The 11834-nt window shown below is 65.2% G+C and carries 10 protein-coding genes; 5 read left to right on the top strand and 5 right to left on the bottom strand.

Going from position 1 to position 11834, the window contains the following annotated elements:
- Window positions 1-126 precede the first annotated feature (126 nt).
- Window positions 127-492, top strand: coding sequence for a DsrE family protein (locus WDA27_14035; protein MFA5892049.1), 366 nt, complete (start codon window positions 127-129; stop codon window positions 490-492).
- 27 nt (window positions 493-519) lie between these two features.
- Here WDA27_14035 and WDA27_14040 read toward each other — a convergent pair whose 3' ends face one another.
- The gene (locus WDA27_14040) at window positions 520-795 is read right to left on the bottom strand and encodes a hypothetical protein (GenBank protein MFA5892050.1); all 276 of its coding nucleotides are present in this window, start codon (window positions 793-795) and stop codon (window positions 520-522) included.
- Between the two features lie 359 nt (window positions 796-1154).
- Here WDA27_14040 and WDA27_14045 point away from each other — a divergent pair, with 359 nt between their 5' ends.
- On the top strand, window positions 1155-1571 hold the full coding sequence (locus tag WDA27_14045; protein MFA5892051.1) for an OsmC family protein: 417 nt from the start codon (window positions 1155-1157) through the stop codon (window positions 1569-1571).
- Window positions 1572-1584: 13 nt separating this feature from the next.
- Window positions 1585-4290, top strand: coding sequence for a GNAT family N-acetyltransferase (locus WDA27_14050; GenBank protein ID MFA5892052.1), 2706 nt, complete (start codon window positions 1585-1587; stop codon window positions 4288-4290).
- Window positions 4291-4301: 11 nt separating this feature from the next.
- On the opposite strand, the gene WDA27_14055 is transcribed toward WDA27_14050, so the two are convergent.
- Entirely contained in the window at window positions 4302-4973 is a 672-nt protein-coding gene (locus WDA27_14055; protein MFA5892053.1) for a response regulator transcription factor, read from the bottom strand.
- 39 nt (window positions 4974-5012) lie between these two features.
- Complete coding sequence (locus WDA27_14060; GenBank protein ID MFA5892054.1) at window positions 5013-6731, bottom strand: GAF domain-containing sensor histidine kinase; 1719 nt, start codon at window positions 6729-6731, stop codon at window positions 5013-5015.
- A gap of 190 nt (window positions 6732-6921) precedes the next feature.
- On the opposite strand from WDA27_14060, the gene WDA27_14065 reads away from it, so the two are divergent.
- Complete coding sequence (locus tag WDA27_14065) at window positions 6922-7521, top strand: CBS domain-containing protein (protein MFA5892055.1); 600 nt, start codon at window positions 6922-6924, stop codon at window positions 7519-7521.
- Window positions 7522-7594: 73 nt separating this feature from the next.
- Window positions 7595-8188 (top strand): CBS domain-containing protein, encoded by a 594-nt coding sequence (locus WDA27_14070; protein ID MFA5892056.1) that lies wholly within the window; start codon window positions 7595-7597, stop codon window positions 8186-8188.
- Window positions 8189-8196: 8 nt separating this feature from the next.
- Here WDA27_14070 and WDA27_14075 read toward each other — a convergent pair whose 3' ends face one another.
- Both WDA27_14075 and WDA27_14080 read right to left on the bottom strand, forming a co-directional pair.
- Window positions 8197-9744 carry an ATP-binding cassette domain-containing protein gene (locus tag WDA27_14075; protein MFA5892057.1) on the bottom strand — a complete coding sequence of 516 codons (1548 nt, stop codon included), beginning with the start codon at window positions 9742-9744 and terminating at the stop codon, window positions 8197-8199.
- Entirely contained in the window at window positions 9728-11824 is a 2097-nt protein-coding gene (locus tag WDA27_14080) for a NosD domain-containing protein (GenBank protein ID MFA5892058.1), read from the bottom strand. The genes WDA27_14075 and WDA27_14080 overlap by 17 nt, the downstream gene beginning before the upstream one ends.
- Between the last annotated feature and the right edge of the window lie 10 nt (window positions 11825-11834).

Here is an 11834-nt window from a genome sequence, read left to right on the forward strand (position 1 = left end):
GAAACAGCGTCGCCTTCCCCTTCGACATCTGCGTCCACGCCGGTCGCCGCCCCGTCCTCGGGTGACCCGGGCGGGTGAGCGCGCCATGACAAGCCGCTCGTAAGTTCGCACTACGGGAGGAGCATTGTGAGTTCGAAGATCCTGTTCAACTGCACCCACGGCGCCGACGACCCCGAGCGAGCAACGCTGCCGTTCATCGCGGCAAACGTCGCAGCGACCGCAGGGCAAGAGGCCATCGTCGTGTGCACGACCGACGCGGTGTGGATCGGCACCGTCGGAGGAGCCGACTCGATCATGGCCGCCGGTTTGCCGCCGCTACGAGGGCTCTACGAGGAGTTCGTCGCCAACGGCGGACGCGTGTGGCTGTGCAGCGCATGCACAAAGCCGCGCGGAATCGACGAGTCCGCCCTTCTGAATGGATCGAGCATCGTGGGAGCGGCCGTCGTCGTCGAAGAGATCGTCAACGGCGCCAAAGCAATATCGTTCGCGTAGAAGCACCAGGGCAGGCGCGAGATCCGGCTAGTCGCGGCCGAGAGATTGCCGGACGATTTCTGCGTGTCGCTTGCCCTCGCTTGCCCACTCGCATGCGTCGGTGTTCTCGCAATGCGGTTGACCCTCTCCTGTGGCGAAGTTGAAATCGCACACAGGACAGTGCACCTTGAAGTCCTCGGGGAGGTAGGGGCACTCATACCAACTGCAGCCGCGAACTCCCTCGCCGGTAATGACGTCATACCCGCAGCCGGGACACTGATGAAACACCGGAATCCGCTTGGCCTTCCCGCCCCGATCGCTCATGACCTATCTCCTCGCCGGACGGACTCCAGCCTCCGCTTGCCACCGACAAGCAGGAAGTGCCGGACGGTCCCCGGGGCAAGGCGCGTTCGCCCCTAACGACCCGGTCTCCCAGTCCCATAGTGTCCCAATCCGGTAGGGAAGGCAAGCGCGAAGAACAACGCCCCGCTTTCGGCGCAGCAGAACCGCCCGACACGATCCGGCGCACCGTCGAGGGGTCGACTCAGAGGCCCGGCATCGTCAAGTGATTGTCCGCAACCAAACATGTGAAGTCCGAATAGCCCAATTCGACCGGTTTCTTCACTTGGCGGAACACGTTAGGCCACCACTATGTTGACATCGTCAGAAGGGAATCCCATCGAATGACAGACTTGCCAATCACAGTCACATGGTCGGATGGCGATCGGTTCGACATCCGGATACGCGATCACACGCTGATCGTCGATCAGCCGGCTCACGACGGTGGCACAGATTCCGGCCCCACCCCAACCGAGATGTTCGTTGCGAGCCTCGCCGCGTGCACCGCGTTCTACGCCGGACGGTTCCTTCGCCGACACAACCTCACCGTCGACGGGCTCCGAATCGAGTCCGGCTGGACGATGAGCGACGACCGCCCCCATCGCGTCGAGACGATCGCCATCGACGTGATCACATCGACTCCGCTGGACGGCAAACAGATCGATAAGCTGAGAGCCGTCGTCGAACGTTGCACGGTGCAGAACACCTTGAACACTCCACCAAGAGTCAGCATCAAACTCGGCGGGACCACAAGTTCCTAGATCGGAGAATGCCGTGGCCGCATACCCCGCACATCGCGAAGCCGACGTCGCACTGCGCGATGGATCGACGATTCACATCCGCCCCGTCCGCGCCGACGACGAAGAGGCCGTCCTAGCCTTCTATCGAGGTCTGTCCGAACGCTCACTGTGGTTTCGGTTCTTCGGCGGCGGCCCCAACCTCGAGAAGGCAGCCCGATGGGCTATCGACGTCGACTACGAATCTAGGTACGGGTTGGTGGCAACCACCGGCATCGACCACGAAGTCGTCGGACACGGTTCGTACTCGCGCATCGACGAGGAACATGCGGAGGTCGCATTCGCAATCGCCGATCAGGTGCAAGGGCATGGCCTCGGAACGATTCTTCTCGCGCACCTGGCGGAGGTAGCCGACGCGAACGGAATCTCGATCTTCCATGCGGAGGTCCTGCCCGAGAACCACGCGATGGCGGACGTGTTCCGCGAGAGTGGCTTCGCCGTGAAGACGAGCACGAAACCCGGCGTCGTCGTGTTCGAGTTCCCGGCCGCGCTGAGCGAAGACGCAGTCGAACGTTTCGAGCGACGCGAGCAGAGCGCGGCCGTGGCAGCCATGCAAACCTTCTTGTCTCCCCGCTCAGTGGCCGTCATCGGAGCCACCAACCGACGCGGCTCGATCGGCGGGGAGATCTTCCACAACCTCGTGAGTACCTCATTCGCCGGACCCGTGTACCCGGTGAACCCCACGTCGGAAGTCGTCCAGTCGGTTCTGGCCTACCCCTCCATCACCGCAATTCCGGGGGCGGTCGATCTGGCGGTCGTTGTCGTCCCTGCGGCATCGGTCCTTGACGTCGCGCGCGAGTGTGCCGTCAAGGGCGCGCGCGCGATGGTCGTGATCTCCTCGGGCTTTGGTGAAACCGGCGACATCGGGCTGGACAACCAGCGAGAGCTGCTCAAGATCTGCCGCGACGCTGGGATGCGCCTCATCGGACCTAACTGCATGGGGATCATCAACACCCACCCGGACGTGCGTCTCAATGCGACCTTTGGGCCGATCTACCCGCCGCATGGCGGCGTGGGATTCCTTTCGCAAAGCGGCGCTCTGGGGTTAGCGGTCATCGACTACGCCAAGGACCTCGGACTCGGCCTGTCCTCCTTCGTCTCGGTCGGGAACAAGGCCGATATCTCAGGCAACGACTTGATTCACTACTGGGAGTCCGACCCCGACACGAACCTGATCTTGCTGTATCTGGAGTCGTTCGGGAACCCGCGCGCGTTCGCCCGGATCGCCCGGCGGGTCGGACACAGCAAGCCCATCGTCGCAGTCAAGAGCGGCCGCTCGAGCGCCGGCGCGCGCGCAGCCTCGTCTCACACCGGCGCCCTGCTCGCCGCATCGGACCTGACCGTAGAGGCTCTGTTCCGCCAGGCCGGAGTAATCCGAACCGACACGCTCGCCGAGATGTTCGATGTCGCAGCACTGCTGGCGAACCAGCCGCCACCCAAGGGCGGCCGAATCGGGATCGTCACCAACGCAGGCGGTCCGGGGATCTTGTGTGCGGACGCGTGCGATGCCTCGGGGCTCGAGGTTCCGGCACTTCCCGAACGCATTCAGCGTCGGCTGATGGAGTTCCTGCCGACGGATGCAGCGACGGCGAATCCCGTCGACATGCTTGCAGCCGCCCCCGGCGAGCACTACCAACGGGCGATCGACATCGTGGCGCGCTCGGGCGCGGTCGACGCGATCGTGGCGATCTTCGTACCTCCGCTTGTCACGCGGCCTGAAGACGCGGCGGCGGCGATCCGTGCGGCGGCGGCGGCCATGCCGCCCGACATCCCGCTGTTGACCGTCTTCATGTCCGCACACGGAGTCCCGGAAGACCTCCGAGGCGACGCCGTGCGTGTGCCGTCCTACGCCTTCCCCGAAGACGCGGCGAGTGCCCTGGCGCGCGCCGTGCAATACGGCGCCTGGCGCAACAAACCGGAGGGCCGGATCCCAAGTTTCCCTGAAGCGCGGCGCTCCGAAGCTGCGGCGCTGATCGCAACCGCGCTGCAAGACGGCCCCCGGTGGCTGAGGCCGGAGGAAGTTGCGCAACTGCTGTCGTGTTACGGACTCCCGTTGGCGGAGTGGCGCCTGGCGGCAGACCCCGCAACCGCTGGCCAGGCTGCGGCCGAAATGGGCGGGCTGGTCGCATTGAAAGCAGTCGCCCCGACGCTCCTGCACAAGAGCGAGAGCGGTGCGGTTGCGCTGTCGTTGTCCGGCGAACGTCAGGTCGCAGCCGCCGCCACCGAAATGCAAAAGCGAGTCGCCGCGTCCGGCCACAGGGTAAGCGGCTTCCTCGTCCAGCAGATGGCGCCGGCCGGCGTTGAGATGCTCGTCGGCGTCGTACACAACCCGTTGTTCGGCCCGGTCGTGGCGTGCGGGGCAGGCGGAACCGCGGTGGAACTGATGAAGGACATCGCCGTTCGCATCACCCCGATCAGTGATCGCGACGCGACTGAACTGACGAGATCGCTGGCAACCTTCCCACTGCTAACCGGTTACCGCGGATCACCGCCCACCGACGTCGCCGCACTCGAAGACGTCATTCTGCGGGTAGGCGCGCTCGTCGAAGACCAACCGCAAATCGCGGAGATGGACTGCAATCCCGTGATTGTTCACCCCGCGGGAGCAATGATCGTGGATGCCCGCATCCGGGTGGAGGAAAGCGCTCCGCGCGCGCCACTGGTCGCGCGCCGGCGCCTGTAATCGCGGACGGGTCAGCCCTGCGAGCCCGGCGTGGCAGTGTGGCGGGCCAGATACGCAGCCGCCTCGGCGCGCCGCGAAACCTCGAGTTTCATCAGAATGCTCGAGACGTAGTTTTTGACGGTCTTCTCGGCCAGTTTCAACTCCTGGCCGATCTCCTTGTTCGTCTTGCCGCCGGCAACCAGCGTGAGGATGCGCTCCTCTTGCGGCGACAACCGAGCCAGCTTCTCGTCGCGTAGCAAATGCTTGCCCCTGCGCAGCCGCTCGAGAACGGGTCCGGTCATAGCGGGGTCGAGCAGAGACTGCCCCGACGCCACGGCTCGAATCGACCGTACGAGATCCCCTCCGCGGACTTGCTTGAGCACGAATCCGGCCGCCCCGGCCATGATCGAGGCGAACAAAGCCTCGTCGTCGGAAAACGATGTGAGCATGATTACGGCGATCTTGGGATGACGCGCACGGATCTCGCGACAGGCCTCGATCCCGCTGCCATCGGCCAGTCGAACGTCCATCACAACGACGTCGGGACGGGTCGCATCGGCAGCTTCAACCGATTCATGCACCGAGCCGGCCTCGGCGCAGACCTCTAGGTCTCCGGCGGACTCCAGCAGAGTGCGAACACCGCGACGAACCACCTCGTGGTCGTCCACGATCATGACTTTGATCTGAGTCGGTTCCTGGTTCATCGTCGTCTCCATCCTGGCACAGATCGAAGCCGCCTGCGGTTACAGCGGAATCGTGATCCGCACCCTCGCCCCTTTGCCGGGGGCCGAATCGATCCGCAGCGATCCCCCGAGTGCAGAGGCGCGCGCGCCCAAGTTCGTCAATCCGTGTCCGGTGCCCGCAACGGCCGCGGGATCAAACCCGGTTCCGTCGTCCTCCACCTGAAGCACGACGCAACCGAATTCGTGATACAGCGAGAGCGACACTCGGCTTCCGTCGGAATGCCGCACGGCGTTCGACATTGCCTCGCGCGCCGCTTGCATCAGATCTCCGGCATTCGACGACAGCACTGAGGCCGCATCCTCATCGATATCGACCGAAACGACCATCCGCTCCCCCTGGCGAAAGTCCTCCGCCAGTTCGCGCAGCATCCGGTCAAGCTGCCAGTCGACCATCCCGCCCGGTCGCAACGCGAAGATGTAGTTGCGGAGATCCCGGATTACGCGGTCGATGTCGTCCACCGCAGCCTCGAGCCGCTGACGCACAACCGCTTCATCCGTTGCCACGGCTTCGGTCGCTTGGAGCGCCATCCCAACGGCGAACAACGATTGCACGACGCCGTCGTGCAATTCCTTCGCGATCCGCTCTCGGTCCTCCAGGACCGCCAACCGCTGCAATTCCTCCCGCAGCCGTGCATACTCCAGCGCCACCGAAGCCTGCGCCGCGAAAAGCTCCACGAGCGCAAGGTCGTCCGGGCTGAACCGGCTCCCGCCCGAGATGTTCGCCAGCGCGAGAGTTCCAAACCGGCGCTCTCCTGCCGCCAGCGGAACGAACAAGGCAGGACCCAGCCCTCCGACTCGGACCATCGGCTGCAGCGTGTGCGTGTCGACCGACGCGTCCTCGACGGCACGCGGGCTCAGCGCCTGCATCACCTCTCCGGAGATGGACTGGTCGCGCGGAAAACGCATGCCGTCCACCGCTTCCGCGTGCGCTCCTTCGGCAACCCGAACGACCATCGTCTCTCCATCAAGTTCTGGAGTTGCCACCGTGGCCAAGTCCGCGCCGACCAAGTCGCGCGCGTGACGAGCGATCAGACGCAGGACGGCATCGGCGTCCCCGCCCTCCAAAATCGCTCCGGTCACCTCGTTCACCGCCGCGAGGCGGCGCTGGCGGACTCGCGCCTCCTCATACAGCCGCGCGTTTTCGATCGCCACCCCAGCCTGCAAGGCGAGCGTCAGCACGGCTCGCTCGTCCTCCTCGGTGAACTCGTCCGCGCCCCGCTTCTCGGTGAGGTAGAGATTGCCGAAGACCTTGCCGCGGACCTTGATCGGCACCCCGAGGAACGAGGTCATCGACGGATGAAGTGGCGGGAAGCCGCTCGAGCGCTCATGATCCTGAATCCGTCGGAGCCTTAGCGGCCGGGCGTCGCGAATCAGAAGGCCCAGGATCCCCGAGCCGACGGGCGGATGTCCGATGGCTCGTCGCTCCTCCTGTGTCACCCCGGCGGTGACGAACTCCACGATCGAGCGCTGGTCGGCGTGGTTGAGGACACCCAAGGCCCCGTAGCGGGCATCGGCGACGTCGCAGGCCAGGTCCACGATCTTCTGCAGAACCGCCGGCAATGACAACTCCGACGCAAGGATTACCCCGGCCTGCAGCAGAGCCTCGTGCCCGCGCTCAGCCTGCTGAAACTGCTGGTAAACCGCACTTTCTTCGGGCGAGGGGCCGGACGAGGCGCCGACGCCTTCAGGCGCACGAGTAGCGTCGGTGCCCTGGGTCATCCATTGAGCCTACCAAGGGCAACGGCCCGGTGAACCAAGGGCCGTTTGGCCCTTGGGCTTTCGCACGGCTTTCTCTACCGTTTGACCGGGACTGCGGAAGACCTCGCAACGATTCCAAAGCTTGCAAGCGAGGTGCCTTCGCAAGCCGGCGGTCTAGCCGGCGGGTTCCGCGGCTTCAGCGGAGGGGACTTTGCTCGTTCGAGACGTGATGACCGTCGGCCTGATCACGGTCGAGTCGAACACGCCGGTGAAGGAGCTGGCGCAGTTGATCATCGGCGCGCGCATCGGCGGGCTACCGGTCCTGGACGGCGACAGACTGGTCGGAATCGTCACCTCCACCGACCTGCTGGCAAACGAACCGTCCCTCGCGGCGCGAACGGCGCGCGATGTCATGACCACTAACCCAGTCACGCTGACGGAGGACATGACGGTCTCGGGAGCGGCCCGTGTGCTGCAGAAGAACAAGATCAAGCGCGCGCCGGTGATGCGCGGCGAGCGACTCGTCGGACTCGTGACCCGGGCGGATCTCCTTCGCCCCTATCTTCGGACCGACTCCGAGATCCGCGCCGAAGTCGAGAACGACGTCCTCGTGCGCGCACTCGGACTCAGCCCGCGCGAGTTCCAGGTTCGCGTCGAAAACGGTGTCGTATCCCTCGAGGGGGTGCTCCCGAACGAGCATGTCCACAGCCTGTTCCTACGCTTGGTCCGCTCAGTTGCGGGAGCAGTAGACGTTCTGGACCGCCTGACGGTCACCGACGGAGTCCCGGCGCTGGCCGACGGCCGGCCCTGAACTCGCCTCATCCTCCGTATCCTCCGGTGTCCAAGCGTGACTCGAGTATCGTGAGACCGGAGGTGCCGTCGTGATGATCAAGGACGTGATGTCGACGTCGGTGGTAACCGTCTCCCCCGGCACGCCGATCAAAGAGATCGCCGCGACGCTGGTGGCCAAGAAGATCAGCGCCGTTCCGGTCGTGGACGAAGAGGGCTTCCTCGTGGGGATCGTCTCGGAATCCGATCTCATTGCACTGCAGACCACGCCCGACCCCCGAAGTCACCTGCTGCAAGAAGGCGCCCCACCAACCTCGGCGCACGTTGCGGCCGACGTGATGACGGCCCATCCCGTCACCCTTCCCGCGGCTGCCGATGTCGCGGTCGCCGCGCGCCTAATGCTCCAAAAGGGGATCAAGAGAATCCCAATCGTCGCCAGCGGTCACGTCATCGGGATCATCGCGCGCCGAGATCTCATCGGGGTGCTCGCGCGCAGCGACGAGGAGATCCGCCGGGACCTGGACGAAACACTTGCGAGGGAAGCGACTCTGCTCGGCGCCCTGCAAACGGAGGTCGCCGACGGAGTCGTCGCGGTGACCGGAGCAACCGAAGAGCGCACCCGCCGGCTCGCGGAGATCCTCGCGCGGCGCATCCCCGGAGTGGTCGGCGTCCGGTTCGTCGACGACTAGCCGGGGAATCAAACGTCGCGGCGTTTAAGCGACACCGAAGCGAGCGCCAGGGGCACGCCCACCCACGCAGCCAGAGCGCCGACCAGCGCCGTCATCGCGGTGCCGGAACCAAGCTCTTGCGAAAGATAGGCTCCGAACGGTCCCAGCGCCCCACCTCGAAGGTCCGCGCCGAGAAGGGCGAGAACCCGTGCAGCCTCGATCGGGTTCAGCAAGATCGCGCTGAGCAACCCCAGCGGACCTATGTGCAGTGGGGCCGCCAACCCCGCGATCGCAAGATCAATTCCAAACGCGAACACGAACCAGGCGACCGCCGCCCATGCCGTCGCGTGCGCGCGCCCACGCGCAACCGCCGAAAACGCCACACCCAGTGCAACGCCGACCGTTGCGACGGCGATGATTGCTGCGCACAGAACGACGAAAGGCATCAAGTCCGGACCTCGAACAAGACTCGCGTAGGCGATCCCCGCAAACCCGAGTCCAAGGAATGCAATCAGCCAGACGGCACTCGTCAGCCCGGCGAACACGCCGAGCACAATGCTGGATCTGTCGACCGGCTGCACAAGAACCATCGGGAGTATCCCGCGCTCCCGCTCCCCGGCCACAGACCCGGCCCCCACCAGCAACGCCAACAGTGGTAGGAGGATGAGCCCGAGACCAAGCAAGCCGGCCGACGCCGGTCCAATTCCGGTCAGGCCGAGTTCGGCGAGGCTACGGAGGCCGATAAGCGTGACGGCGAGCACCCCCGCAGCGAAGGCCAAGCCACCCGCCAACACCCAACGGGTCCGGACCGCGGCCCGCATCTCCCAACGCGCCACGGCCAGGGCTGGAGCGATCCCGCGCGGTTCGGCGGCGGGACGCGATGTGGGTGCAATCCCGGGCACAACCGTGGCAGCGGAGTCCTCCTCGATCGAGCCATCCACGAGAACAATCAACCGGTCGACGACATCCATAAGTTCTCGATGCGCCGGACTCGAGATAACTACCGTTGCGCCCTGGTCGGCGCACCGACGCACCGCACGCAAGAACATCTCGCAGCCGGATGCATCCAGGCTCGCCAAAGGTTCGTCCAGCAGGATCAGTCTGGGCGACCCAAGCAGAGCCACGGCGAGCGCAACGCGCTGCCGGTTTCCTCCCGACAGCGACCCGATGCGCGCGTCGACGGGCGGCAAGAAACCCTCCGGGAGGGCCGACGCAACTGCGTCGACCCCCCGAAGCTGCGCAAAGAACTCCAACGTTTCGCCAACCGTGGCGGACTCGAGCAATGCGACGGACTGCGGCAAGTATGCGATGTCCCTCCGGGTTTCTCGCGACGGCGGCAGCGCCGCACCGGCAAGACGGGCGCGTCCTTCGAACGAGGTCAGCCCTGCGAGGCAACGCAACAATGTGCTCTTTCCCGCTCCGTTCGCACCACTCAGACAAACGACCACTCCGGGCGGCAGCAAGAACGAAACCTCGTCGAGCGCGCGCCGGGCGCCGTAGCGCTTCGTCAGCCTTTGGACGTCGAGGAACTCGGGAACCGCCGACACAATCTCCGCAGGCTCAGGCTGCAGCACCACGCACCCCCGTTCCGGGTGTCCGCCCTAGGCGTGAGATCCGGCGCATCCGCACCAGCATCCATGTCGCGAACACCACCGACAGCACACCGGCAGCCCCCATCGCAATGTTCGGCGCTTCCGAACGTGTTCCAAGGGAGACGAATCGAGGAGAAACCGGCCTACTCAAGGGGATCTCATCGACGACGAGCGGATCGATCTGCGCCCAGCGTTCCCACACCGCCGCCGCCAAGCGCAAGCCCGGGCTCGACGCGAGAGCACCCAGAAGCGGCGCGCGCGACGTAAGCGTCGCGATCGCGCTCCCCTCTCGATGAGGGAGATCCCCGAAGCCGTCTCCCGCAATGTCGTACCCTCGGTAGTCCCCCCAGTAGTTCCCGGCACCCCGAGACACCCACTCGCTGGTGAGTTCCCCACCGTTGGAAACCACTTGCGTCGAGTTCCCGACGAAGCTGTTCATCGCGAACGTGGCCGGCGACGTCGAAAACAGCACGACTCCGGTGTCGTTCATCCCAACAGTGTTGGACATGAACTTCGTTTCCTCGACCGGCGCGCCGGCGGGACCGTCAACGTAGATCCCGACTCGATTCCCGACGATTACGTTCTTGGCGACATCGGCACCGGCGACATCCTTTAGAAGCACCCCGAATCCGGTCGAGGGCGATCGGGCGGCTCGCATCGTGTTGTCGAGCAGCAGCACGTCACCGCCGTACATCACAACCGCTCCCGACAGGTTCCCCCGCATGCGATTTGAGGAGACGACCAACCCGCGCGCGTACATCGAATGCACCGCGTAGCGAGCGTCGGTGATGACATTCCTGTCGATCATGGATCTCGACGCTGCGACGATGTAGATCCCGTCACGCACGGCATCGATGCGACTGTCGCGAACCAGGGCATCGGTTGAGTTGATGAGCGCGATCCCATCGCCCCGCGCCAGGCGACCCACGGGTCCCTTCCGTCCGCGCGACACGCCGACCGCGTGGCCGGAATCGGTCACGACGGCGTTCTTGCGCCCGACGATCGTCGCGCGCTCGATGCGCGCGCCTCGAGTTCCGGCTACGAAGATGCCCATGTAGCTGTCCTCAACGCGGACATCCTCGATGCGCACTCCGTCACCTTCGATTCGGATCCCGGACGGCTCGTCAACCGGACCCGGTCCGCTGTTGCGGACCGTGACTCCGCGAACGACCGCGCCCGGAGCGGCAACGGTGAGAACAGTCCCTACCCCATCACCAACTAGGACCGCACGACCCCGGCCACTCAGGATGAGGGGACGATCGACAACGAACGTCCCCTGGTAGACACCCGGCTCGATCAGGATGGTTGCACCCGGGGTGGCCTTCGCCAACCGTCGCGCAAGGTCTCGTCCGGCGGCCACGTCGTCCGGAGCCGACGCGAAAGCTGGGATCACCCCAGCAACGGCAAGCGCAATCGCGATGGAAACGACCGCCGACGCGCCGAGGCCGGAACGTAGTTTGCGCACCACGCGCGGCCCGAACGAGAGCAGCGCCGCGGCTCCAAGAATCGCAAGAAGCGATACCCCGGGGCGCGACCACGTCGTGAAGTTGAATACCTTCGTCGGTCCGATCACCCATGGAGTGAAAGGCTTGAGACGCAACGGTGCAGCCGGATCAAGCGTGTGGCCGTACTGGTAAAGGCGGAACTGAATGTCGGACAATACCCCGACCGGGATGAGCCATATCGCAATGCGAGCAAGGCGCGCCGGCCACCCTGTGAATACCGTCGCCATCACGACTGCGACCGCCCCAAGGACAACCGTCGGCAACCACGCCGCGAGTTCCGGGAAGTCGTCCAAGTCGACGGGGCGCATCCCCACGTAGTGGTTCAGATCACTGATCTCTCCGACGTCTCCGCCGATGCGGTCCCCATACGCCGTGGTGCGCAGGCCGTTCGGGTATTGAGGCGCCGAGAGCGTCGCGTGCCAGATCGGAAGGAAGAACGAGAGAATCACCAACCCGAGTGCCACCGATCCCAACGCGAAGCGAACTACGCGATCCGGACCGGACACCGCGCCCTGCCGAAGGCGGCCGCCGTCTCCCGAGACTGCTTCTTCGTGGGCCATTACCACCTAC

It is taken from the genome of Actinomycetota bacterium (assembly GCA_041658565.1).
In the GTDB taxonomy this organism is placed as follows: domain Bacteria; phylum Actinomycetota; class AC-67; order AC-67; family AC-67; genus JBAZZY01.